Raw genomic sequence first — 26,056 nt, forward strand, 5'->3', positions numbered from 1 at the left:
CGTCCCTTCTGGCATCACACGTCGACACACGCCGCCGCGGAGAATAATCAAGGAGAGCTCTCACCGCGCGCCGCCTCCGACGGTGCGAGCACCAGGAGCTTGGGAGCACGCGATCCTCCGAAGTCAGCTCAGCGAACCTGGTGGCCGGCGGAGCATATGTGTCCGGCCCTTGAGATCGCCTACCGGGCTGGCTCGCGAGAAGCTGCAGCAGTCGCTCGGCGATCAGATCATCATGCGGAAACGCCCTGTGCGACTTTCTTGTTCCCGGCGGACAGCGGGATGGATGCCGTCGCCACGGCCTCGTGAATAGACGCGAGCATCTGCTCCGGCGTGAGCGACAGGTCGAGCGGCCATTCTCTAATCCTGACGGCGGAGTTTTCGACCCACCGATCAACAGGCGAACCGCCCTGCGCGTATACGAGGATCGCGCGATCGAGCCCCGTCGTGGTGCAGTAGGCGAGCATTTGGTAGAAGTCTGCATTCGGGTACCGCCCCTCTCCGCCGGAGGCCTTGTATTTGGCGTCGTAGATTACGTGCGGGGCCCCGCCGTCGTACTCGATCAAGTCGATAGCCATCGGAACCCGCGGTATGAGGTCAGTTCGCTCGGCGTCCAGCCACCATCGCTGCTGCGCTACTGAGCGTCGTCCCTGGTGAGCGATCTCCTCTTTGAGTGCAACGGTGACGAAGTCCTCGAACACCTTCCACATCACGACGACGAAAGCTGCGATCTCCACGCCATCATCACCCGCTCGGGCAGCAGCGTTCCGAAGAACAAGTTCGGAGAGCCGTAACGCCGGAACATAGCGCGCGTTAAGTCGCGTGGCACGCCACGCCGGGCTTGGTACACCGCGCCGAAGGACGGCGACACCATCCAAACGATTATCCAGATGAGTGAGCCGCGCAACGACATCACGCCGAAGTCGCGGAACCGAACGCATTCGGCGCAGTGCGGTGCGTAGGATTTGATTCTCCGCGATGTCCGTGAGGTACTCGTCGTACGCGATCTCGGTCGGATAGATACGACCAGGATGCCTGCGCAGCTGGTCAGCAACGCGGACACGCCCGCGCACGACGTTCGAAGACTCTTCGATCGTGCGGTAGCCCTGCAGCACTCCCCCAAGGAGCGCCCGCTCCACCAGACGTGCGAGCGACTCCGCGAGCGCTGGCCAGAGCTCGTCGTACGCCTCGGCGTCGATGGCTTCAGGCCGAAAGCCCGGGTCAGCCGCATAGCCCAGCATGAACAGCAGGTGTGCGAGCTTGACCTTCTCCTTCGGCCAGACCTCTACCTGGAGGTCACCAACCCGTACAGCACCCACCCGTCCGTTGGGCGTAATCACCGCCTCGCCACCTTCCGTGACGACCACCGAGACGAGCCGGCTTGCCCCAAGCGCGCGCGCCTGCGCCGGAGTCATCTGAACCGCACATGGTTCAAATGTCTCCGCCAGAGTGAGGCGGCGCGGGTCGGTCACACCTCGTTGAATTCCTGGTTCGAGACCGGCGCCGCGATGGTCACGGCTTTGTCCGTCACGACATCTACCGGCCCCACACCGGCTCCGGCGCGGTCGACCTTCGCGAGTAGCGCTGCGAGACCGAACTGCGCGCGCACCTGCTCGGGCGTCTGCACGCCGTAGAAGTGGTCGTCAAGCAGGGGCAGGATGTCGTACTTCCAAATGCGCTCGAGTCCGATGTAATCACGCGCTGAGTTCTTCATCAGGTACGAAGGTCCGATCTGCAAATCGCGCTCGTCGATACTCTCGTTCAGTGCGTTCAGTAACCGCGCGCGCATATCGTCCGATTCCTGTGCCTTCAGATAGGCGTCGAGCACACCCGACACTGGTTCGACGGCCGGATGCAGCTCAACGAAGGGGAATCGACGACGGATCGCGGCATCCACTATGGAGATAGACCGGTCGAGGGTGTTCATCGTGCCGATGATGAAAAGGTTCTTTGGCAGGCGGAAGTCGGTCTCAGGGCTGTACTGCAGGCTGATCGACTGATCGCGGTACTCGAGCAGGTAGTACAGCTCACCGAAGACCTTTGCGAGGTTGGCGCGGTTCATCTCGTCGATGACAAGCACATATGCCTTGGACTCATTGCCCGGCGTCGTCGCCTCGGCGACAAGGTTACGGAGCGGTCCCGGCACGACCGCATAAAGCACATTGCCGCCCTCGACCGCGGGTCGCAGTCCCTCAAAGAAGTCCTCGTAGGCGTACGAAGGATGGAACTGCACAGTCCGCCGATGATTGGTATCGGTTCCGACGATGTGCGCGCCGAGAGCCTCGGCGATGAACGTCTTGCCCGTACCAGGAGGCCCATAGAAGACGATCTGTTGACGGTCGGCGAGCACATCCAGATACTCCTGAAGCGTCTCGCGAGGGATGTGCAGCTTTGTGACGAGAGCGTCTGTAGCCGGCGGGATACTGACTCCCAGAGCGACGTTGGGGCCAACGGCCGGCGGGTTACCGTCGCCCTCCCCCTCCCGTGTGTCAGTCAGACGAGCGGCGACCGCGGTCAGCACATCGACTGCACTCGTGAGGTCGACGACGTCGCCCTGCCTGTCGAGCATGCCCGACAGCGGCTCGGGCAGTTCCGACTTGGTCAGACTCCCCGGGAGCCAATCGACCGAACGGCGCAGACGTGAGCCGTCAATTTCGCTCCAGGACGGGTTGCCAGATACGACACCGAGGGATGCATTCTCGCCTGCGAGGGCGAGCACGAGGTCGTCCGGCGCCATTCGCAAGATGAAAGCCTGGTCCGCCTGTGTCAGCTGCAGGCGCTGAGCGTAGTCGAGGTGCGTGTACCCCGACTCGATAGCGTCCCGGATGGAGGCCTCGGTCGCGGCATCGAGGTCAACACGCAGGTTCGTTGCCGGCAGCGACACGAACGACTCGACGCGCCAGATGTCAGCGAGATGACCGCCGCCCTGACCGGGCCGCACCAGCCAAGCTCGCTGCCCTTCCACGGTCTTCAGTTGGCCGTGGAGCCCACCCCACTCGTCAAGGTAGGGACCGATGTACCAGTCAATCCTCGACTTTCCGGACTCCTGGATTCGCTCGCGGATTCGCCAGAGGTCGTAATCAAGATCGGCCTCGCCGCCAGGATCAGAGACGTCGAGATGGTGTTCGAAGGCGGCTCGAATGCGCCGACGATGATCGAGCTTTACGACGTTGTCGAAATACCCCGGCCACACCAACTCCTGCAGCGACAGCCGCAGCGCGGTCTCGTCGTTGCCGGGCGTTGCGAGCGCCACCTCCCGGAAGGCCCACGGATTCCGCAGCGCTCGGGATCGAGCATCGTCGCTCAGCGACGTCCAGTGCTCAACGAACGAACAGAGCCACGGCAGGTGCTGCCAAATACCGATGCTGAACCCCGCCCCGCCGTTGAAGTTGCTCTCCGCCTGCAGCCCCGCCCGTAGCTCGGCATCGAGATGTGCCCGATTCGATGTCCACCCGAGAACGGTCTCGATGCGATCGATCTTCGTCCCGGCTCCCACGTTCGAGAGCGGAAGCACCTGCAGATACATCAGCTCGGCCGCGAGGACGATCACGCCCTCCCTCGCCGTCCTGAGTTCGCCTTCGAGCTTTTCGAGGAAGCTCGAAGGCGAGATGTTGTTCTGCGAGACGCGGTCATGCAGCTCGCGCGCGTTCCCAAAAGTCCATGTCACCTCCGACGGCAACAGCGGAGAAATCTCACCTCGAAGGCCCGGACCCAGAATCCTCCACGCCGCCGCGTCGACGGTCGGGTTCGCGCCCACTCCGCGCTCGTAATCCCTTTCGAGGTCAGGCATCAATCGTCCTTTCGCGATGTCGTGGGCCGAGGCCGGGCGCCGGATCAAGCGTCGAAACGAACTTGGTGCCGTCGTCGATGCACTCCTGCATACAGTCGTAGTTCTCGAGGATCAGCCGCTTCGTGCGGTACTCGCCGAACTCAGCCTCGTCCTTCCGCTTCACCGTCCAGAAGGTGTCGAGCACGTAGTCAACTTCATCGCGAGGCATCCGGAACAAGTGGAAAAACATGGCATCGAGTTCCGCTCGAATGGTCTCCCTCCGAGCCTCGTCCCATACGAATGGTGCGCCGTGATCACCGAGATCACGTGCAAAGTCCGACATATTCCACGACGTAAAGACGAGCTCTCGCACCCGGGGCGAGATCAACTCTTCAGCGGTGGCGGACCCGAACCTGGCAGCCAGAGCGGCCGGACCGACAAAGGGGAGCTGCTTGACGTAGCCGTACGTAAGGTGCAAGCCAGCTACCTTCTGTCGTGCGACATAGTCCAAGGGGTAGCTATTGAGTTGAGCCAGCAGGAGTTCACGACGCTTCCCGAACATGAGGGGATAAGTGTGGCCGACTGGCCCCATCGGAAGTGCCGACGCGAGAATTGTGCGTTCATTAGTAGCGCTCGTTACGTCAGAGAACCCTATGAGCCACGAGTGACCCAGCCGGGGTACTTCCCCTTCCGCCACCCATGCCATTGATAGCGGAAGTCGCAATGGGTCTCGATGATCAGCCGGCGTGAAGTAACGAGGCTGGTTCTGACGCTTTGCGGCCGTTGCGCTCTTCACCACATCTGCGTCGCGGTGATCGAATTGATTCAGCATCTTCGCTTCGTACAAGGGGAGCATACGGTTGCCGTCGCGCTCGAAGATGTTGCCGTTCAGGGTCCAGCCGTCGGCCTCCAGCGCATCGCGGGTATGGAAGAGGTGCGAGTCGCTCGTCATGTTGAACAGCCCCTGCATGAACGAGATGCCCCAGGGGTTTCCATTTACCGGGTCGTTCTCGTTGATCAGCACCGGCACGCGTCGATAGATGCCGAGGGTGATCTCGGCGTCGCGCCGAGTTCGGAAGATGGGTATGGTGCCCGTGTTTGGGTTGAGACACATGATCTCTTCAGGCGTCAGCTCGAACCGGGACGACTCAATCAGCTCCGGGTCATCGAGGAAGAATGCGAACTGCGCTGCCGGCGTGCGTAGATCGCGGCCGGTCGTGCTCAGGATGCAGAATTTGAATCGAGAGTCCACGTCGGTGAAGAGCTTTTTCCGGTTCTCAAAGTCAAAGAGCGCCGCCAGTGACTCCGTCTGCACGAGATCCTTGAAGAAGTACTGAGTTGTCGCATCCGTAGCGACGCCGGTAGGGACGATGACACCGGCTCTCCCAGTAGGCGCAGTCAAGCCCACGAACAGTTCCGCAAATACCGCATAGGTATTAACGCGGCCGCGGCCCGCCAGCGGGTAACGTCCGGCCGATACGAAGGCACGAAGTCCATCGATGGACCGCTTCTCGTCACGAAACTGACGGTCCAGAATCGGGTCCGTGACGGATAACTGTGTAATCAGTGACTTTCGTTTCGAACCCGCCGCCTGGGCTATCTCTGGTGCTCGCGGTGCAAAGAACTCCGTCTCCTTGAGTTCGATCTGCTCCCAGGGTGGATTACCGAGCATGCACGAGAATCCGCCAGCCCACCCATTTGGCCCGAGGCCATCGCCCGTGGTCGCACCGAAGATCTCGGGAAACTCGAGGTGCCAGTGGAAGAACCGGTACTCGGTTGCGAGTTCCTCAACCTTTTCGACGGTCTCGGCGTATTGGGTCGTGCTGGTGTCGTCGATCATCGCGCGAACAACACTCGACGTCGGTGGCAGGGGGGTCCCGTCGACGAGCGGCCACACAAAGGCTCCGGCCCAGGCATCGGCCTGCCTCTTCAGCGCCCGGCGCGCGTCGGAGTCGAGGTAGAGGTCCCACTGCTCGCCGCGGGCGCGGATGGCGTCGACATCATCGCTCGGCGCGAGCAATCGTCCACGGTCCCGCAGACTCTCGGCGGCGAGCGCTTCGGAATCGACCCAAGAGAGCAGGCCCTGCCCCGTCGCCTCGTTTTTGTTGCGCTTGCGCACCTGGGCAGCGTACGCCTTTTGGTCGCCCTCGAGCTCGACGAATGCCTTGTCTGGTACCCCCTTCGCGAGGAGCGCGGGCGTGCTGCCGAACAGGCTGTTGCCGATTCGAATGCGGGCGTCGAGGAAGCCGAGCGGCCTCCCGGGCTCGAGCGCCTCGAGCCAAAGAGAGACTTTAGCGAGTTCGGCGGCGAGGTCGTTCATATCGACGCCGTAGATGCAGCGCGCGATCACGTCGTGAAGCGCATGCCGCACGGTCTCGGGCGTCGGCTCGTCTTCGTCAGAACGCACTTGTGCGAGTCGCCGCGCGATGCGACGGGCGGCTGCGACGAGGAAGCCACCTGATCCGCTTGCGGGGTCGCAGACCGTCACTGCGAGGAGGTTCGCCTCCTTCTCCTCAACGCTCCGACCTGCCTGGACTGCGTCGTCGAGCGCCGGGTCAAGCGAGGCGTCGAGCAGAGCCGAGACGAGCGATGGGGGGGTGTAGTACGAGCCTGTTGTTTTCCGCTCGTTGCCCGACAGATGCACGAGGCCGAACTCCCGCGAGTCGAGATCGATTCGGGGTACGAGTTCGAGCAGAGACTCGTAGACCCCACCGAGCTCCTCCGCGCCGAGGTGACGGTAATCGATCGGCTGGGTGCGCTGCCCGGGGACAATGATCCACGCCAATCGCCGGATCGCGGCGAGCGTGTCCTTGTTTGTGAGTTCGGCCCCGAGCAGCAGGTCGCGGTGAGGCGAACCCGTCACTACAGGTGCCCGACGGTCGGGGTCGAACAGTCCGCCGAGTGCAGGGACGCCGAGCTGCGACAGTCCCTTATCTCCCAATGCCGCGAGGATCATGCGTTGCCCGCGCCACAGGTCCGGGTGGGTGCCGCCTGTACTCAGCCGCGAGAGCTTTCGGAGGCGCGACGTGGAGAAGTACTCATCGTATCGCTCTCGCTGCTCGCGTGGCGCCGCCGGGTCGAGCAGGGCACCGCGATCCTCCGCGACGAAGGCGAACAACAGGCGGTAGATTAGTCGCAGAAGGGCCTTTTGGTAATCGCGGTCAGAAAGCGTTCCCTTTTGCAGCCCCGCCCGGAGCCAATCGTTCGATGGATGCGCGAGGAACCCGGTACCGAAGATCTTGAGCGCGAATTCAACGCCGCCTCGCAGGCGATTGAGCGCGCGGGTGCCCGCCTCGGCCGCCTCGGTGCGCCACTCCTCCAGCCAGCAGTCTGCGGCAGCGGCATCCGCTCCTCCCCCGCGCTTTTCGAGGCGTGAAACATGGCACAGCAGCCACAGCAGCTGGAACTCGGAGTACAGCTCCCCGTCGAAGATCGCCTCGAGGTCGAACTCGACATAGGCCGATCCTGCGAACGCGGTGGAGTCGCGCAGCAGCCTCAGACGCAGACCGTTGCTCAGGATCCCCCACAGGTCCGCATCTGTGCGGTTGAGGTACTCCTGCAGCATCGCCTGTGGTGCCCGCGCGGCTCCGGGCACTCCGGGGTTGCGCCTGTCAAGGTCGATCCCTGGGCCAAGCAGGTGGATCGGCACGTGGTGCCAGCGATGCGAGATTGGGTACTCGACTCCGTCGATCTGTTCCGCCTGCCGGGTGGCGGGCAGACGGCCGTAGCCGAGTTCGTCCAACAGCACGAGAAGCCACTTGTCGCGGGCGGTTCCCGTTCCGGGGAGGCCCACTTCCTTGGCAGCGATGTCACGCCATGCAGTCCACGCGCCGCGAAGGTACGACCAGGCGCGGGCCGCCGCATCCCGAGGCTTCTCGTTGCCGACCAGATGGTAGGACGAGCCCGACAGTCCCTGTGCGTTGCTAAGTTCGTTCGCCTGAATGCGACCGAGAAGCGCGGAGGGGAGCACCCCGCCGATTAGCCGGATGCCCAGCAGGTCGCCGTTCACGCGGCACCTCCCTGGCGGTAGAGGTAAACGCCGAGCACGTCGGGTGGCACTTGTGCACGCACCGAGAGTCCGCGCACCGACAGCGCGCCCGCGCGCTCGCCACGCGCAGCGACCCGCACTGAGATGTGGTCGCGCTCTAGCTGGGCGGCGAGATCCGCGGCTTGTACGGAGAGTTGCTCCTGAATCGTCGGTATGGCAGCGATGACGGCGCCGAGCATATTCTCGGCGACATCTACGGGCGTGTTTGCAGAGGGCGTGGCGATCAGCAGCTCTTGAATCTCGGTGGGGGTGAGCCACTCGGGGCTTGAGGGTCGTCCGCGGAACGCGACGACGCGTGCCTCTTCGGCGAGCGTCGTGCGCTGCCCGTCACTCGTGGGGAGGACGAGGTGCGTCCGGAAGCGCATCAGGAGCGCGGTGGTCACCTGAGCCACACTGTCGGTCGTGATGATTCCCGTCCGCTTCGCCGGACGCTGATCAGTGGGAAGCGCTGCGTCGAGAGCGCTGTTGAGAACGTAGCTCGCCAGTGCCGATACCGTCGGATCGGTCCGCTGCAGCACTGCAGCGTGGCGGGGTGCGGGCAGGTCGGCGTAGAACTCGTCGACAATCGTGCGCCCGTCCGCTCCCGTCAGAGCCTCGCGTGCTGCGACTGGTACCTGTGTAAGGTCGGCTCGGAAACCTGTCGGCGTCTTTGACAGAAGCGCGCCGAGTGTGTGCAGCACATCGGCCACGAAGCCACTTACATCGTCGGGCTCGCCGAGGCTTGCCCGCGCAGCATCCATCGCCTCTTTCACTTCATCGGGCCGGACCGTCCGCTGCGCGAACATCGTCTGGCTCTGCTTCTCCTTCTGCGCGCTCGACTCCCACTCGGCCTCAAAGTCCTTCACGCTGCTGCCATCGAGATCTAAGTCGAAAGCGAGCTGCTGATACTCCTTGCCGCGCATCACCGCGCCTTCGAGCAGTGCGCTCAGCACCTGATCGCTCTGAGCCGGCACAGAAACGCTAATCCCGAGATCGCGGCGGATTTTCTCGTGCTTGCGGATGAGCACATCTAGGACGATGCCGTCGATGCCGTTGTCGGCGCCGTAGAGCGTTTGAGCCCGCACGATCTCTCGCGGCTGGCCGAAGCGGTCGACCCGGCCCTCACGCTGTTCGTGCCGCGTCGGATTCCACGCGAGGTCGTAGTGAACAACCGCCTGGAAGTCGTCCTGCAGGTTGACACCCTCCGACAGACAGTCTGTGGCGACGAGGACGCGATTCGCGCCTTGAGAGCGTTCGGCGAGGGCGGCAATGCGCGCCGCGCGTTCCTCGGACGGGAACTCGCCGGTCACGACTTCCACCTCGACACTGCGCAGCGCGCCGTCGAGCTGCTCGTGAACGTACTTCGCCGTCTGGATAAACCGGCAGAATACGATCGGGCTGTAGCCGTCCTTGAGGAGCGCCTTCACCTGCTTGGTCAGGAGCGCGAGCTTCGCATCGTCAGTGGGGTTATCGGCGAGGACGGTCGCTCGGTCAGCAAAGCTATGCAAGAGTTTGGATTCGGCTGCCTCATGCTCAGTGCCCGGCACGAGGTCGGCGGCATCCAGACTCTCGTCTTCGAACTGATCGAGCACCTCGGCGGCACCAACGATGTCGGCCTCAACGTCGGACTGAGCTTCGGTAGTCGCAGCGCGTGTGCGCAGCGTCATCGCCGCGGCAGCCGGAGATGACGCCATGGCGCGTAGAAGCGCGAGCGCCGACCACCACCGAACGCGCTGCTGCAGTCTGGTACCAGAGCGGTCCTGCACCTGCCCGCGGATGTACTCGAGCACGTCGTGAAAAAGGTCCATATGCGCGCCGCTCAGCTTGTACGGCGCCTCGCTCGTCTCGCGATCCTTCGGGAACCTCGTCTCGGCACCGAGGTAGTCACGAATATCGGCGCGACGCCGCTGAACCATGTGCCGGGCGAGCAGGCGCCGTCCGTTCTCGGCTGAAAGGTCGATCGTCTTCAGCTGATCGTCGAGCAACCCGATCAGGTTACGGAACGCACCGTCGTTGCCGCTGTGTGGAGTAGCCGTCGCAAGGACAATATGCCGATTGGGGTCGTCGGCGAGCGCGCGCACCAACTGGTAGCGCTGCGTGCGTCCGCCGGATCTCTTGCCGGTGTCGTCCGCAGCAACTGTGTGCGCCTCATCGATGATGATGAGCTCGGGCGCGGTGCGCTGGAACTCATGGCGGTGACGCTCGCTCTTGATGAAGTCGAGCGAAACGATCGTGACCGGGTAACGCTCGAAGAGCGACTCGTTCGTCGCGAGTGAGCGCTCGAGGCGCGTGACTGTCGACGGCAACACCAGTTGGGGCTCAAGGCCGAACTTCTCAGAGAGCTCAGCCCGCCACTGCTCCGCCAAGCTCGGCGGGCACAACACCGCCACGCGCTGAACTGTGCCCTGGGCCAGGAGCTCGCTCGCGACGAGACCCGCCTCGACGGTCTTTCCGATACCCACATCATCAGCGATGAGCAGACGCACGGTCTCTTGCCGCAGCCCGAGCAGGAGTGGTACGAGCTGATAGGGCCGCGGGTCGACGTTGAGGCTCGCGAGCGATCGGAACGGCCCACCCGAAGAGCGGAATCCGATTCGGAGCGCCTCGCGCAGCATCCTGCTGCTGCGATCGTCACCACGATCGGACGGTGACGGTGGCGGGAAGGTTGCGGCCGTCACCTGCTCGACTGTTGGAATGAGACCGGCGATCTCAGAATCCGAGCCCCCGAGTGGCTTTGCCACGAGGAAGTCCGGGGCGGATTCGGGAAGCACAACCCAGTCGCGCCCCCGGGCTGTTACTAGAGAGCCGATAGCGAAGTCGTTCGCGGTCATTGCACTGCCTCTCCGAACACGCTGGGGTGTTCGCGAATCACGTCGTCGAACTCGCGGTCGAGCGCCACGGTAACAACCTGGTAACCGTCGAACGCCAGGTCTTGCGCGTTCACCTGGGCGAGGTCGTCGTGAACGACAACCACTGCGAGTGGGCTGTCGTAGACGAAGTCGACTAGCAGCCCGCCGACTTCGCCCTCCCCCCGGTTCGGAAGCCGAAGAACCCGGCTCTGGAGGTGCTGCAGGAACGCGGCCGCGCGCTCCGCCGCGGGCGCGGTGACGGGTGCACTTGCCGGAGCGCTGTCGCCGGCGGGTGCGTCACTGGGCTCTAGCGGCACGGAGGGCGGTGTGATAGGCGCGGCATCGTCGGGCGCAACGAGAGCTTGCGACAACTGGAGAAGCAGGTTGACGACCTGTCGACGATCGATCTTCTCGTGGTCGGGCTGGTTTGCGTAGGACAACAGGCACTTGTAGCAGCCGCGTCCGCAAGCATCCTTGTTGTCGCTTCCTGTGATCGGGTCGACGTGGATGATCTGGAGGGCCTCGCGCGCGGCATCCGCCAGCGCCGTTGTTTCGGATTGCAGTCGCCGGAGCACACCAGCGCCGCCCTCTGCCGCCTCGGTGAGCAGAAGTCGTCCCTGCTGGTTGGCGTCGGGCAGCTGCTCACTGACAAGTTCCAAATCCTCGAGCTGGAACCGTGCTTCAATGCCACGCTCGAGGGCGTAACGGGCAGTAATCGCCTGCTCTTCGCTGACCGGCTCAGCCCATCGCAAGATGGCGATGTTGCGGCGATCCTCGACGTAGGGCGTGACGAAGGCCTTCGCTGTAACGTCAGCCGGCAGGGGGCCGTCATCGTCGGCAGGATCGGCCTCGGCATCGGTCTGCTGCGCGTCGCGCTCGCTCAGCCAGCGACCCCTGACGGTGTCGAGCCAGAAGCCGTGGCGGTCGGCGTCTTTGCGCGTGCGCCGCCCGAGGTTTGTGACGCGCACGTCGGCAGAGTCACCGTAGATCACCTCGAGAACATCATCACCGGCATCCAGCTTGGCCGTCGCCGTTGCCTTGCCCGGGTGACCCGCACGGGGCACGAACCGATAGGTCGTACGGAGTTCATAGCCGACGCGGTTGCGCTCCTCTTCGTCAGCGCTGATGCGCTCACGCCTTCGAGTGAGCACCGTCTGGAGCTGGAGAAGGTTTTTCCACTCCGCAGGCAGCGGAGTCTGGCAGGTGACACACACGTCGACGTTCTGAGGGTCAAGGTGGTGGGTTCCGCACGACTCGCAGTTCTTGACGGAGGTCAGCGTGACATCGCCTCCCGCTTCGCCCCCTTCGCGCGGCAGACTGATGCGGGTCACCTGATAGCGGGCGCCTTCGTGATAGATGAGCGACTGCGGACCGAACTCCGAAATAGCGAGGAACCGCGGGCGCTGGAGCCAACTGCTTGGCCGATTGCCGTATCCGGGGATGAATGCCGCGAGCGGCAGGCGGGGAAACGAATAGCCGGGAAGGAAGCCCTCGGAAGCTAGATAGCGATACGTATAGAAGTCGGACTGACTGAAGCCCGATTGGTCGGTGTCGTTGAGAAGGAGCGAGACTCGCTGACTTGCCTCCCACTGCCGACGCTGAGCATCATCCCGCTCACGTTTCGTAGCGGTGTGACTCTGCGATTGCTGGAACGCCGCGAGATGCTCGGCCCTGGCAGACACATAGAGGTCACGCCACCGGTCACACGCGCGGTCGAAGCTCCGGGAGGCGTTGCCGATAACGGCTGTCACCCACGTACCCGACCACCAACTCGATTCGGTGAGCACTGAAGTCAGCGGCTCGAGCACTGTCAGAGCTGACGCAAGCGCACGGGCGGCGGCGGCGGGATCCTCGAGCTTGGTGCGCAGCGACGGGGCTACCGGGTATCGGTCATTGGGGTCGTCGAGGTCGAGGACGTCCTTCATAGAGCTTCCGAGCCCGCGGGCACTCGTCGCCAGAACTTCGGCGAGCCAGATCGCCTGCATGTGGGAGCGGACAAGATCCTCGTTTGCCAGGTCAAGCCTCGGCGGAATGACCTGACCAGCCACCATTAGGTGAGAGCGTTCGAAGTAGTACGTGTCATGTGCGCTGCCCGACGAGCAGTAGGTCAACACAATCGCGGGCTGGCCCGAGCGACCCGCGCGTCCACTCCGCTGCGCGTAGTTCGCTGGTGTCGGGGGCACGTTGCGCATGCCGACAGCGTTCAACTCGGCGATGTCCACGCCGAGTTCCATCGTCGGCGAGCAGAACAGCAGAGGTAATTCCGCGTCGGTGAACGCGCGCTCGCGCTCCAAGCGGATGTCCGCCGGCACTTGGGCCGTATGCTCGGCGGCACGGAGGCCGGCGAGGCCCGCACTATGGTCGCGGTAAAGATCGCGGAAGTACTCGACCACGCGGGGCTTCTGCTCGTTCTGGAACCTCCGCCGCACGGGATCGGGCGCGCCATGCTCGCCCTTCGCGGACCGCAGCACGATCGCAGACGACTTCAATCGATATCCGGATTGCCTCTCGTCGACGAACTTCGTGATGATGCCGGCCTTCTCCAGCACCCTGAGAAGGGATGCAATGACCTCGTCGGCATCCGCTGGGCTGAGTGCTGTGCCGAAGCGGTCCTTGTCCCTCAGCCAGCGGCCGTAGGCCCCCCGCCCGGTCAGGGTGAGGATGTTGCGCGCACCACCCTTTGTGCCCGTTTCGGCGACAGCGAGCCCGACGCTGGCCGGCGGCTCCATATCACCGATCGCCCACAGCCCAGTGAGGTACTCGCGGCTCAGTCGCTGAAGGCGCTCGAAGGTGTCCTTCGAAAGCGCCTCGGCGTCGATGGCGAGGACGCGCCGGAACTCGTCGAGCAGGATCTTGCTAACCTCACGCCGCTGGCCGGCTGAAGCGCTCTTGAGCCGGAAATCAGCATCCTCCCAGTAGTCGTCGCGCTTTGCGAGTTCTTCGACCATCGGGTAGTCGATCATCACGAGACCGGTCTGCTCGAGGTTCGGGAGTGTGACCCGCCACCCGCGCTGAAGATCGGCGATCGCTCGGTACTCGAGCACATTCTTCAAGGCCCCGCGCCCCGCTCTTGTCGCGAGACCCTCCGGGGCAGCGAGGTAGTCGACTGAGCCGAGGTCGAGCACGTCGAGAAGACTCGCCCCGACGTCGAGCAGGTCGAGTCCCTCCTTGCCGGCATCCTTTACCGCCCGATGCAGCGCACCCCGCAGTTGCGCAACCTGCACGAAGTCGTTGAGATGGCCGGCCTGCAACGAAGCATCCTGCCGGTTGTCGACGAAGGTGAGCAGTTTGCGTGCCCGCTCAGGGAGGTCTTCCTCGGGCATTCCCTTGAGCGATGTCAACATGGATGTCGCGAGCACTGTCATCGCGCTACTGCGACCTTCGCGATCAAGCGTTGCCAGCTTGGTGTACTCGGACGTTCGAGCAGCTTCGTACGACACGCCGCACGCGAGGCAGAAGCGAAACGTTCCAGGAATCCACGCCGCGAGGGTGTCCTGAGCGAGTTCGTCTGAAGCAATCGGTGCGACGTAGCCATCAGGAGTGATATTTACCCGCGTTGGGACGTCGGAAGCGCGTAGCTTGGTGACGCCGATACCCGCCGGAGTATTCGAGAGCCACGAGCCAGGCAGACGCGCCTCAGTCACCGGATCGACGGGCCACGGCTGATCGTCGGAAATGAAGAGGTACCCATCTGACCTGTCCTGGACCCTGATCTGATGACGCGCTGCGGCGACCCCCGGTCCCTTCGAATCGTGCCGACGGGCGACGAGATACTCCTGCCCACACTCGCGGCAGAACGCGAGTGGGTAGAGCCGACGCTCGGGAGTGCCGGGAAGCGTCACTTGGAAGTTCGTCTCGATCGCGCGAGCGGTCGGCGACTCGGCCGTCGCGAAAACGTTGCCGCCCTTGGACAGGAATTGGTGCAGGCGGAAGGCAAAGAAGGACCGCCCAATGCGGTTTTTTGCGTTCGCCCCTGCGAGCAGGGTGGCCCGGATGGCGTTCGCGGCTTCTGTCTCGTCGGTATTCGTGAATGCGGCGAGATCCTTGGCGGCCGCCCTCACGGTCGTGGGCTTCTGGCGTACGAGTATTCCGCTTTGGGACTCGACGTCTAGTCCGAACTTCTGCTCAATCCAGCCCGCGAGGGGGTCGGTCGCGAGTTCGTCGGCGGTAAGTTGGGGCTTTTTGGCCTCCTGAGGTCCTCGTTGCTTGATCAAGGGTCGCAACTGATCCGCGGTGACTTGGTCGCCTCGTCCGGCGCGGACAAGAGTTTCTGTGATCACAGAACCTGGTTCAACAGCAGTTCCGAAGATTTGCGTGGCAACGCTGGCGACGTCTGCTCGCTGCTCCGCCATCGTGCCGCCGCTCGACATGGTGGCCGACGTCCCCACACACTGGAGCGAGTCGCCTGCTTTGCACGCCTCTCGCAGGCGACGGACCAGCATCCCGACATCTGCCCCCTGGCGACCGCGGTAGGTGTGCAACTCGTCGAGAACGAGGAACTGCAGACCGCGAGCGGCGGTGATTAGCGAGCGGCGTTCGTCAGGACGCGTCATGACGAGGTCGAGCATTACGTAGTTCGTGAGCAAAATGTCCGGCGGCGACGCCAGAATCTCCTCGCGCTCTTCCCGGGACTCCTGACCCGTGTAGCGCCGGAATGTGACGGGCGGCTTGCCGACGAATCCGAAGTGCAGGAACTTTTTGAGCTCCTCCATCTGACTGTTTGCAAGCGCATTCATCGGATAGACGATGATCGCCTTAATTCCCTTGCCGCTTCCTTCGCGGAGGACGCGGTCAACGATGGGAACGATGTAGGCGAGCGACTTTCCGGAACCTGTGCCGGTTGTCAGCACGTAAGTCTTCCTCGTGGCAGCGACTTGAATCGCATCGCGCTGATGCTTGTGGAAGACCAGAGGCGATTCGGCTCCACTGTCAGCCGGGTGCTTCTTGACGCGGAAGATCTGCGCGGAGTCCGAGTGGAGCGTGTCGTCGGACACCAAATCATCGACAGAACCGCCGGTCGCGAACGATGGGTTTAGCGAGAGCCACGGGTCGGGCCATTGCCGACCGTTGGTGCTCTGCTTCTCGAGGTAGTCACGGATCCTGGGGTCGGAAGCCCCCACAAAGCCCTCGGTGAAACGGCGATAGTCCTCGATCAAGTCGCGGTGAACCTTAAATGCATCCAACGCTGGAAACTCCCATCACTGCTCTACCCGGCCGCAAGCGCCACCGAGCCGAGTCTATCTACAAGCATCAACACGCCCCCTCCGACGCCGCCGATGGAACGGACGACCGATCGCTAACGAGGGAGGGCAGTGAGCTCGGGAGGCAGAGATGCGGTCGTGATGCCGTCCTCCCACTTCACGGCCCACCGTGTCGCGTCTGTGAAGTGCAGCATCGCGACGGTCGGCATGAGGGAGGGAGGGCTTCCACCGCGGCTCACGAGGATGCCGGCCGCTGTGAGGACGAGCACGAGGCCTGATCACGTGCGTGCCGGGTAGTGCTCAGCCACGAACGCATCGGTGATGCCACGGCTCTGCGGGATCCAATGAAGCAGATGCAGGAATCGCGCGAGCTCGTCCGCAGCTCTATGTTCGGCGAACTCCTCCAAAGAGCGAGGAGCCTGGCCTGTCGCGTCCGCCGGGAGCTCGCGGATGTCGAGAGCTCCCCGCATCCCCCAACCACCGCGAAGCGCGTCCGTCTCAGTTGGGATGCCTGGCAGCTGAGCGACCGCTTCCACTGCTCGCCGTGCGTCCTCGGGGGAAGTGACGCGCAGGCGTGTGAGGAGCCGAGCATCTACGAAGAAGCGGACGTCCAGAGCCTCGCTCGAGCGCAGGCCGTCTGCGTGTGCGAGAAGTCGAGCCTGCGCGCCCGTCCAAGAAAGGGCTGTGGGGATGCGGAAGATATAGGGAAGCTGTTCGGGCACGGTGGTCCCGTCCATCAAGATTGCGACGGCCGATGGTCGTCGCCCGTTCTTCCCCTGGGGCACCCGATCGATGGATCGGGTTGCCGTGCGGCCAGCCAGGTACCAACAGCCGCAACTCTGGAACGTGAGACCGACAGCAGAGCACACCCCCGACACTCGTGACCCTCGGCTACGGCTGACGTCGCAGGTCTGGACCTGTGTGACGAGGCCATCCCGGGCTGGGCGCCCCCTCCCGCGCGACCGTCTACTCAGCGAGCGACTTCCACAGCGAGGCATTGGTCTCCGTCATCGCCCAGCCGTCGCCGGGCCAGAAGATCGGCCAGCGGGTGTCGCCGCCCATGCGGTTCTTCATCCACACCGTTGCCCGACCGAACGCGCGCTGCATGGTCAGCGGCTCGACGCCGGTCACCTTCGCCACGTCCTCGAGGGCGACCGCCGACGGCGACGCCGCGGCGAGGACGTCGAGGACCTCGCAGAAGAGCTTGATGGACTTCGCCTCGCCGGAACGCAGGACCTCGAACTCCTCGAGGGTCCACTCTCGCGAATCCTCGGCCTCCGTGTCGTCGTGATCCAAGACTCTTGCGGATCCTCGACCGAGCAGTCGCTCATCGGCGGAGTCGTGCTCGGCGATGAGGCGCATCACGGGGATCACGAGGCTCTCGGGGACGGGAACCATCACATAGTCAGACATGACCATTTCCTCTTCGTGGTGGGTTGGATTCGAACAAGACGAAGTTGACACGTCTTGTACGACTCTTGCAAGACTCCGCCAAAATTCTTCACGGGCTCCGACTCTTGAACCACGAGCGCTTCGGCGAGCAATCAGGGCGACCCGGCCGCCGCTTCACCGACCGCAGCAGCGACGCGATCGTGGTGGCGCTAGGGACGTGGCGCCTCCGCCTCTCGCCCGTCCGGCCGCGCGTCCACCCAAGCTGGGCGATCATTCGTGTGAAGGCCGGTCTCACCGACCCGCACTTCCTTCTCGGGCCGGTCGAGCTTGACCTGAAGACGAAGACGGTCACCGAGTACCTCGAGGAGTGGCGGCCCGCCTGAGGAGCAGCGATTCCGGCCCTATCCCGATCGGAGCGTCGGGCCTACTCTCAGGGCTACCACGCCCCGAGTAGAAGGGCGAGGGCCGCAGATGCGCACGGCATCGGCCAGAAGCAGGGTGCGAGTACCCCCAACGACCCCGTCCCACGCATCCGGGAGAGAAGTGACGCCGGAATGCGGATGTCGGCACGAGTTGCCTTTTGCCCACCCGGCTAGACGATCGGAGAACCGATGAACTCGACGCTCGACGAGACCCTCCTGCTGTCGCCGCTCATCGTTCCGCCCGAGGCCGAGATGAAGAAGGCCCTGCTGCTGAGCGAGCGGTTCTCGACGATAGCTCCGCGTGGGTTCCCACCCACTGAGGCCATGGCCGAGATGAAGGAACGAGGCTGGTGAATCCCCGCCCATCTCGACGATCTCGACGACCCCACGCGAGAACTCGCCGTCCGCGAGTGCATCGACGCCGCTGCGCGGTACACCTTCACGACCGACGACTGGAAGCAGTCCGACAGGCTGTTCGCCCGCAAGCTCCCCTACGAATTGGAGCACTGGCTCGTCGAGAACGACTACCTCAGGCCGGCTTCTCGCGACGGCTCCGAGTTCCGGGCGAGCAGGGAGAATCTGGTCCCCGGGCTGCTCGCGATCTGCGGGCGGCGACTCTGCCAGGCGAAGGGCTGGCAGTACGGCGTGGCCACGACCGCGACGGCCCGGCAGGCGCTGTTCGCGATCGACGACGCCTCCGATCAGCGTGCACTCGCCCTCACGCTCTACGACATTCCCGAGCCGCATCCGAATGCGACCTTCGACGACATAATGGCCTTCCGGCAGAGCAAGGAGAAGCTCCTCGCCCGGTACATCGACGGTCTCCGGGACGTGCGGCACGCCGTCGCCGAGGCGGAGGACAGCCGGGAGCTCGAGGACGCGCTCCTCACCTATAAGGCGCGCGTCACGGAGCTGCATCGAGCGTCCGGACCTCTGAAGGGCGAGGGCGGCGGGCGACTCGATCCGATGACTCTGCTGATCCCGATGACCGAGGTCGGCGTCGCGGTCGGAGACTGGTTGACCTCAGGGCCGAGCTTCGCTCCGATCGTCCTGGCGGTGCGAGCCGTCGCCTCGGTCGTCACCCTCCGCCGGCACGACGCGACGTCGTACCTGTCCGCCGCGGTGGCGAAGAACCTGATCGAGGCGCCGGAGAGCCGGGCGGTGACGGTCGGTCTGCGGGACTGACCAGCGGCTCACGTCGCGACATCGCTGTCCCGGGCGCGACCAGGGTCCTGCCACCCCCGCTTCGGTACCGTCTCCCCCATGCCCGACCCCACTCCCGACGCCCCCGAGGTCGCCGCCGAGCACCTCCGAGCCGAGCTGCAGCTGCGGCGCTTCGGGCGGCTCCGCCTCACCATCGACATGGCGCTGGGCAGCGGGTTCCTCGCGCCCTACGACCTCGTCGTCGTCCGCCTCGATACCGGGGCCGAGATCATCCGCGTGAAGGCCGATCTCACCGATCCCCACTACCTGCTCGGGCAGGTCGAGCTCGACCTCGAGACGAAGACGGTCGCCGAGTTCCTCGAGGAGTGGCGCCCCGCCTGACCGGGCCGGCGCCGAAGCGGCCGGAGCAGGACTGCGGAGATCCGCGCCCCCCTCGCCTCACAGATCCGCAGGAACTCTGTCGCGCTCCTCGCCGGCGACCACCACCGGCGCCCACGCGCCCCGCGCCGGCCGCCCAGCCCACCACACGTACATTCCGGCGGCGACCACAGCGCCTCCGGCCGCGACCGCCCACCACGGGAACCCGGCGACGTCGGGCGACTCCCCCGCCGCGTCCACGTCCGACTGCGGCGTCGGGATCACCCTCTCGCCCGTGACGAGGATGCGGTGGGTGTTGATGCCCAGCGGGGTGCAGGTGACGAGGGTCAGGAGGTCCTGGCCGGGCTGCACGAGGAGGCTCTGCGTGTCCTCGGGCTCGACGACCAGCGTCTCGCGCACACGGTAGGTGACCACCTCGCCGTAGACCTCGATGGTGAAGGTGTCGCCGACGTCGACGCGGTCGAGGTGGGTGAAGAGCTCGGCCGAGGCGAGGCCGCGGTGGCCGGTGAGCACCGAGTGGGTGGAGGGGCCGCCGACCGGCAGGGCGGTGCCCTCGAGGTGGCCGACGCCCCGCTCGAGGACGGCGTCGCTGGTGCCGTGGAAGATCGGCAGGTCCACGTCGATGGCGGGGATCCTGATCCGGGCCATCAGACCCTCGGCGTCGCCGCGCAGGAGTGAGGAGTAGCGCTCGCGGTCGGCGACCTGCTCGTCGTCGGCCAGGGGGAGGCGCTCGTTCGCGGCGACGGCCGCGCCGCCTCCGCTCAGGCTCTGGTTGTAGGCGCGGGCCTCGACGAGATTCTGCCGGAGGGTCTCGGCGCCGAGGTCGGTGATGTCCTGCGTGAGCGAGTCGATCTCGCGCGCCTGCTCGACGGCGCTGAGCCAGCTGGCGGCGACGGGGTACAGCAGCAGCGCCACTCCCGAGAGGCTGATGAGCGCGATGACCAGCGGGGCGACCGGGAGCCGCCAGCGCGGTCGGCGGTGGATCCGCCTCCGCGGAGGAAAAGGGCTGGAGACAGAGGAATGCGGGGCACCCGACGGGTGCCCCGCATTCGACTTCGTCATGGTGTGACGTTACTCCGCGGTCTGAGCAGCCAGCGCGGTGCGGCGGCGCGAGGCGATCAGGCCCGAACCGATCGCGAGGGCGAGGAGCGCGCCTCCACCGAGGGTGAACCACTGCGCGCCGCCACCGGTGAGGGGCAGGGCGAACGCCGGCACCTGGGTGTGGAGGAACTCGACGTAGTTCTGGATCGGCGCGGTGGCCGAGCTCGGTCCGGCGACGACCTGCGTCAGCACCTGGGCCGGGGTGGGCAGACGGAATCCGGCGGGCGGAGTCAGCTCGCGGACGTAGTAGTTGCCCGGCGTGATGATCGGGATCTCGACGAAGCCGTTCGCTCCGGTCGTCCAGTTCTGGTTGCCGTTGATGAACACCGGGTTCTGGCCGAGGTTGGCGTCGTTCTCGGTGAGGAACACCTGGTAGACCGCACCCGCGAGCGGCACGCGGTTGGCGCCGTTGTTCTGGTAGGCGTACACGGTCAGCTGACCGATCGGGGTGCTGCCGGTGACCGTCTCCGTGGCCCCGTTCACGACGCTCGTCGCCGAGTTGGTGATGATGCCGTTGGCCGGGATGGCGGTGGCGCGGGTGAGCACCGTGAGGGTGACGACGCCGCCCTGCAGGCCCTGGAGCTTGGTGAGGCCGGACTGCAAGAAGTTCAGCGTCACGTTCCGGGTCGCGGCGTCGTAGGCGAGCGTGTAGTCGGTGTTCGCGATGAACGCCGGTGCGGGCGCGGTGCCCGCGGCGCTGGTCACCGTGATGCCGGTGGGCGCGACGCCGGCCGGGCCGGTCGGCAGGTAGGTCAGCTCGGCGGGGAGCGTGTCGGTGAGGGTGAACGCCTCCAGCGCGTCACCGGCGGCGAGCACCGGGACGTCCGAGGCGATGGCCCAGCGGATGAGGTCGGGGTTGCGCGCCTCGACCGAGTTCGCCGCCGCGGGGACGCGCGTCTTGGTGAGCTCCGTGACCGCGTTCTTGGGGTAGACGTGGACGTCGTAGATCCACTGGTTCGCCGGCGCACCGGTCGGGCCCGTCGGGAACGGCAGGGTGACGAGGAACGGCGCCGCGCCGTTGGTCGCTCCGGCGGGGAGCTGGGTCTCGGTCACGAGGTAGAGGCCGAGCGGCATGCTCGCGCCGTTGTTGAACACGGCCTCGCCGTCCGTGCCGCTGGTGGCGGTGAAGGTGTCGGCGGCCGTGACGCGGGTCGCGGCGGTGCCCGGGGTCAGGTTCGCGACCTGGTTCCAGCCGTCGGGCGTGGTGAGGTCGACGCCCTGGACGCGCGCGGCGGTGAACACGGCGCCGGGCAGCGCGTCTCCGGGGACCGTGATCTCCTGGCCGGTGCCGATCGCCTGGCCGTTGTTGGAGCCCAGCGCGAGCTTGTGCACGGTGAGGGTGCGGCTGATGGTCGGGTCGATGTTGCCGGGCAGCGTGACCGCTGACGCCGGCGCGACGGCGGTGAACACCGCCGCAGCGCTCAGCGCGAGGACGCCGGCTGCGGCGGCGAGCCGCCTGGTGAGTGTGCGGGACATGTGATCTCTCCTACTGAGGTCGTGAGTGCTGGTGTCGTGGAGTCGAAGGTGTGCGGGAAGGGGTCTGCGGGAGAGCACCGGGGCTCTCGGTCGGGGCGTCACCGGGAGGGGCCTCGCAGCCTCCGGCGCCGCTCCCAGAGGAGGAGGCCGAGTGCGAGAGTGAGCACCGACCCCCCGCCCAGGAGGAACGCGTCGGTGCTGGCGCCACCGGTCAGCGGCAGGCGTGTGGGGTCCACGGGGGCGTTGACGAAGCGGTAGACCGCCGTCTGACCGGCCGTGGGGGCCGTGATCGTCCGCGAGGCGACCGGGGACCACGTCGTCCCGGTCAGGCGCTCGAGACGCAGTTCCTGGTAGGCGAGGCGGCGGGTCGGATCCGTCGCCGCCTCGGACAGCGTGTAGCCGTGACCCGGTCGCACCTCGAAGGTGCTCGCCGGGTTGCCCGCGGCGACGTACTCCGCGCCGGCCCGGGTCTCCGTCGGGAGCGTCGCTCCGGCCAGTGCGGCGGGCGTCGCGGTGACGCGCCAGTCGGCGGCCTGGAAGCCGGTCTGGGGGCGCAGGACCTGCTTGACCAGGGTGATCGTCGCGCTGGCGTTGTCCACGGTGCAGGTGACGGCGGCGCCGTTCGTCGGGGTCACGTCTCCGGCCGCGCTCACGGTGAGGGCGGCGCCGGTGTCGGTGCGGCACTGCCAGGGTCCGGTCTGCACGGAGGTGGCGGGGCCCCCGGTCTCGGCGAGCCGGTAGGCGGCACCCGGGGTGACGGGGATCGCCGACACGCCAGCGGAGCCCGCGCGGCCGGTCGGGCCGGGCAGGGCGCCGGTCGGGCCGGTGGCGCTGAGCGTGAAGTCGCTGGGCAGCGCACTGCCGGAGCTCACCGTCTTCACGAGCGTGAGCGAGGCCGTGGGCCGGTTCACGATCGAGCACTCGACGACCGCCGCGGAGGCGATGCCGGTGAGGCTCGCGCTGATGACGGTCCCCGACTGCGAGAACGTGGTCGCCCGGGCGGTGCCGTTGACCGTGCAGGCGCCGCTGACGAACGCGAAGCCCGTCTGCTGCACCTCCGAGACGGTGAGCGTCGCCCGCGACGCCTCCGTGCCGAACAGGACGGTCCAGGCGGCCTGGCCCGCGGCGTCCGTCTGCTGGCGGGGCGACTGCTCCGGCAGCAGGGCGACGGTGCCCGCGGTGGCCGTCGCCGTCGTGCCCACGGTCCAGTCCGCGCCGGGGCGGGTCGTGCCGGAGGCGTCCCGGATCGTCTTGGTGATGCGCACCGTCGAGGCGGGGCGCGGGGAGTTGAAGAAGGTGCAGGTGACGTTGACGCCGAGCCGGTTCGGGAGGGTGACCGTCCCGGTCGGGTTCGAGCCCGTGCTCACCCGCACGCCGTCCGCGTAGCACTCGTAGATGCTCGTGTAGGCGGTGATCGGGGAGGCGGAGCCCGCGGCCATCGCCTCCGAGACCGTCACCGTGCTGTTGATCGGAGTGGGGAAGGGGCCGATCTGCGCGGTCTGGCGGCCGGTGGTGGCGCCGGTGGTGGTGGCCGTGGCGAACGGCGACGCCGGGGAGCCGGCGGCGGCCGTGAGCTGGAACTGGTCCGCCGCGGCCAGGTGGCCCACCACGCTCTTCTGCACGGTGATCGTGGCCGGCGAGGAGCAGCCGGAGAGGTCGACGGCGTTGACGCTCACGCGCGGCGTGCCGCTGACGCGGGTCCAGGTGGTGGCGTCGAACTCGTAGGCGCTGCCGGGGATGGCGGGGACACCGTTCGCGGCGGCGACGTCGCCGTTGGCGAGGTAGACGGTTCCGCGCGGCGAGAAGGCGATGCCGTTGATGTTGGCGAAGGCGGCGTCGGTCCCCGTCACGGCCTTCGCGATCGAGGTGTTCACCGGGAGGGTGCCGCCGGTCGCCGCGGCAAGGGCGTCGGCCGGCACGGTGAAGATCGCGGCGCTGCTGGCGTTGTTGACCGAGCCCGCGCCGACGACGTAGAGGTTGCCGCGAGCGTCGAACGCCATGTCGCCGTTGCCGTTGGGGGTTCCGGAGGTGGGAAAGGAGCCGACGAGGGCGAACCGGGTGGCGACGGGGTTCGCCTCCGTGAAGCTCCAGATGTAGAACTGGCCGCTCGCGAAGCTGCCGAACAGGTACCGGCCCGTCCGGAGGTCGACCGCGCCGGCGACGATGCTGCCGGTCACCTGCGCTCCGCCGGCCACGGTCGTGTACGCGCTGTTCGCGATCCTCTGGAAGCCGGCCTCCGGCGTCCACTTGAGGACGGCGTCGACGTCCGTCGCGTCGGACGAGCGGTCCAGCGCGTAGGCGAAGGCACCGTTCGCGCCGACGCCGAGCGCGTTGGCCTCGGCGGTCCCCGACCAGCTGCCGATCGAGGTCAGGGATCCCGTGACGATGTCGGCCTGCTGCAGGGCGCCGGCCGCCGTGAGGGAGTAGAAGCGGCCGGTGTCGCAGACCAGGCGCGGCGTCTGCACCGTGTTCGTGAAGGTGCAGAGCACCTCCGCTCCCGCCTCGCTGGGGATCGTGATCGACCCGGCGGCGGAGGCTCCGGAGGCGATGACCGTGCCGCCGCGCGAGCACTCGTAGCTGTTGGAGTACCCCAGGCCCGCGCCCGCGGTCTGCGCCTCGGCGATCGTGTACGTCGCTCCGGACTGCACGGTGAGGCGGCTGATCTGCGCGGCCTGGATCCCGGTGGCGGTGCCCGTGGTGGTCGCCGACGCGAGGACGGTCGTGCCGCTGCGCACCGAGAGCGTGAACTGGTCGCCCGTGGCGCTGCGCACGGGCAGGTTCTTCCGGACGGTGAGGGTCGTCGCGGCCTGGACCGTCACCGACGTGGGGGCGGAGGCGATGAGGCCGGTGGGAGTCGTGGTCCCGGTGCTGTACGTCCCGGCTGCGGCGGCCACCACGTCCACGGAGACCGTGCAGGAGGTCGCGCCCGCGGCGAGGTCGCCGCCGACCGTCGAGACGGAGGAGGACCCGGCGGCCGCGGTCACGGCGAACGCCGTTCCGGTGACGTCGGTGCAGGACCCGCCGACGGCCGGCGTCGGCGCCACGACGAGGCCGGCCGGGAGAGCGGTCGAGAAGCGCCAGTCGGCCTTCGCGAGGAGGTCGCTGGTGTTGGTGACCGTGTAGGTCAGCGTGGTCGGCACCGTCGCGGTCGGCACCGCCTGCGTGAAGGCCGCGTCGAGCGCGGGGGTGACGTCGAGCACGCGGAGGTCGTCGACGGCGAAGGCGCTTCCCGTGCCGGTGACCGTGTTCACGAGCTGCACCTGGGCCGCGGCGATCTGCGCCGGAGTGAGGAGCGCGGTGCTCGTGCCGGTGTAGGCGGCGGCGCGGGCGGAGGCGGGGAGCGCGGGATCGACGAGCGCGCCGAGGCCGCCGACCAGCGGGAGGGTCGGGGACGTGTAGAACACGCTGCCGGTCGCGGTGCAGGGCACGACCGGTGCGGCGAATCCGGTGAGGACGGTGGACCCGCCCGAGATCAGGTTGAGGGAGAGGGACGCGTTGTTCGTCCCGCACTGCCCGCCGGCGGCGTTCATGCCGACGGCGTAGTAGCGGGCGGCGGGAGCGGAGACGCCGATCCCCGCGGCGCTCTGGGCGACGGTCGTGCCGCCGGTGATGGTGGCGTACGGGTACTCGACCAGGGCGTGGTTCGCCTGCGTGCCGGTGTTCGAGCCGTTGGCCGGTGCGGTGCTGGAGGCGGACCCCGGCACTCCGGCCGCCACCTGACCGAGGACGTCCGCCATGCGGCGGGTCTCGCGTGCGGCCGACGATCCCGTGCCGACGGTGAGGAGGGGCCGGGTCGGGCAGAAGGCGGCGTTGGGGTAGGGCGCCGTGTAGTTGACCAGGACGCCGGTGCAATTCGTGGCGGTCGACCAGCCGGTGGCGGCCGTGTAGCGGCCGTTCGCGTAGGCGGTGAGCGCGCTCGGGGTGGCGGTCAAGCCCTGCTCGAAGGTCTCGGTCCACACCTGTCGCGGGGCCTCGGCGACGCCGGCGGCGAGCGTGGAGAAGCCTCCCGCTGCTCGCGCCGTCGCGGGCGGGCCGCGGTCCGACTCCTGATCGTCGTCCGCAGCCGCCGGAGGAGCGGGCGCCGATCCGGCGGGCGCCGGCTCGACGGGCTGCTCCGTCCCTGCGGCGCCGCGGGGTGCTGCGGGATCGGGCTCGTCCTGAGCGGGCTCCTCCGCCGTCGCACTCGGCGACTCCGCGGCCTCGGCGGGTGCGGGAGAATCGGAGGTCGACGGGGCAGACGCGGAGTCGCCGAGTGCGACGGCGGAGGAGCCCGCTCAGGA

The 26,056-nt window shown here is 66.6% G+C and carries 14 protein-coding genes and 1 riboswitch; of the genes, 4 read left to right on the forward strand and 10 right to left on the reverse strand.

All coding sequences use genetic code 11. From position 1 onward, the window contains the following. Positions 1-230: 230 nt before the first annotated feature. The 7 genes from C5B92_RS06410 to C5B92_RS06435 all read right to left on the reverse strand — a co-directional run bounded on the left by C5B92_RS06410 (position 231) and on the right by C5B92_RS06435 (position 17,256). A complete protein-coding gene (locus C5B92_RS06410; protein WP_104350179.1) occupies positions 231-1,412 on the reverse strand; it encodes an McrC family protein in 1,182 nt (393 codons plus the stop codon). 53 nt (positions 1,413-1,465) lie between these two features. Next, the gene (locus C5B92_RS06415) at positions 1,466-3,787 is read right to left on the reverse strand and encodes an McrB family protein (protein ID WP_104274050.1); all 2,322 of its coding nucleotides are present in this window, start codon (positions 3,785-3,787) and stop codon (positions 1,466-1,468) included. Beyond that, positions 3,780-7,775, reverse strand: coding sequence for an Eco57I restriction-modification methylase domain-containing protein (locus tag C5B92_RS06420; RefSeq protein ID WP_104274051.1), 3,996 nt, complete (start codon positions 7,773-7,775; stop codon positions 3,780-3,782). The genes C5B92_RS06415 and C5B92_RS06420 overlap by 8 nt, the downstream gene beginning before the upstream one ends. Further along, entirely contained in the window at positions 7,772-10,624 is a 2,853-nt protein-coding gene (locus C5B92_RS06425; protein ID WP_104350180.1) for a helicase-related protein, read from the reverse strand. Before C5B92_RS06425 ends, C5B92_RS06420 begins: the two co-directional genes overlap by 4 nt. Continuing rightward, the gene (locus tag C5B92_RS06430) at positions 10,621-15,798 is read right to left on the reverse strand and encodes a DEAD/DEAH box helicase (protein ID WP_258061287.1); all 5,178 of its coding nucleotides are present in this window, start codon (positions 15,796-15,798) and stop codon (positions 10,621-10,623) included. The genes C5B92_RS06425 and C5B92_RS06430 overlap by 4 nt, the downstream gene beginning before the upstream one ends. A 323-nt stretch (positions 15,799-16,121) precedes the next feature. Beyond that, positions 16,122-16,580 (reverse strand): hypothetical protein, encoded by a 459-nt coding sequence (locus C5B92_RS16885; protein WP_146079270.1) that lies wholly within the window; start codon positions 16,578-16,580, stop codon positions 16,122-16,124. Next, positions 16,577-16,689: riboswitch (SAM riboswitch) on the reverse strand. It overlaps the preceding gene by 4 nt. Positions 16,690-16,809: 120 nt before the next feature. Further along, entirely contained in the window at positions 16,810-17,256 is a 447-nt protein-coding gene (locus tag C5B92_RS06435; RefSeq protein ID WP_146079271.1) for a hypothetical protein, read from the reverse strand. Positions 17,257-17,360: 104 nt separating this feature from the next. Here C5B92_RS06435 and C5B92_RS06440 point away from each other — a divergent pair, with 104 nt between their 5' ends. The 4 genes from C5B92_RS06440 (at position 17,361) to C5B92_RS06450 (ending at position 19,202) form a co-directional block, all read left to right on the forward strand. Beyond that, entirely contained in the window at positions 17,361-17,618 is a 258-nt protein-coding gene (locus tag C5B92_RS06440; protein ID WP_146079272.1) for a hypothetical protein, read from the forward strand. 228 nt (positions 17,619-17,846) lie between these two features. Beyond that, complete coding sequence (locus C5B92_RS17250; RefSeq protein ID WP_181028755.1) at positions 17,847-18,011, forward strand: hypothetical protein; 165 nt, start codon at positions 17,847-17,849, stop codon at positions 18,009-18,011. A gap of 144 nt (positions 18,012-18,155) precedes the next feature. Next, positions 18,156-18,842 (forward strand): hypothetical protein, encoded by a 687-nt coding sequence (locus tag C5B92_RS06445; RefSeq protein WP_104274019.1) that lies wholly within the window; start codon positions 18,156-18,158, stop codon positions 18,840-18,842. A gap of 78 nt (positions 18,843-18,920) precedes the next feature. Continuing rightward, positions 18,921-19,202, forward strand: coding sequence for a hypothetical protein (locus tag C5B92_RS06450; RefSeq protein ID WP_104274018.1), 282 nt, complete (start codon positions 18,921-18,923; stop codon positions 19,200-19,202). A 57-nt stretch (positions 19,203-19,259) separates the two neighbouring features. Here the strand turns inward: C5B92_RS06450 and C5B92_RS06455 are convergent, their stop codons facing one another. The 3 genes from C5B92_RS06455 to C5B92_RS06465 form a co-directional block, all read right to left on the reverse strand. Then, positions 19,260-20,261 carry a class C sortase gene (locus C5B92_RS06455; RefSeq protein ID WP_104274017.1) on the reverse strand — a complete coding sequence of 334 codons (1,002 nt, stop codon included), beginning with the start codon at positions 20,259-20,261 and terminating at the stop codon, positions 19,260-19,262. A 9-nt stretch (positions 20,262-20,270) separates the two neighbouring features. Further along, on the reverse strand, positions 20,271-21,776 hold the full coding sequence (locus C5B92_RS06460) for a SpaH/EbpB family LPXTG-anchored major pilin (protein ID WP_104274016.1): 1,506 nt from the start codon (positions 21,774-21,776) through the stop codon (positions 20,271-20,273). A 98-nt stretch (positions 21,777-21,874) separates the two neighbouring features. Continuing rightward, positions 21,875-25,708, reverse strand: coding sequence for an LPXTG cell wall anchor domain-containing protein (locus C5B92_RS06465; RefSeq protein WP_146079273.1), 3,834 nt, complete (start codon positions 25,706-25,708; stop codon positions 21,875-21,877). Positions 25,709-26,056: the final 348 nt, after the last annotated feature.

This window comes from Rathayibacter sp. AY1A4 (assembly GCF_002930955.1).
In the GTDB taxonomy this organism is placed as follows: Bacteria; Actinomycetota; Actinomycetes; order Actinomycetales; family Microbacteriaceae; genus Rathayibacter.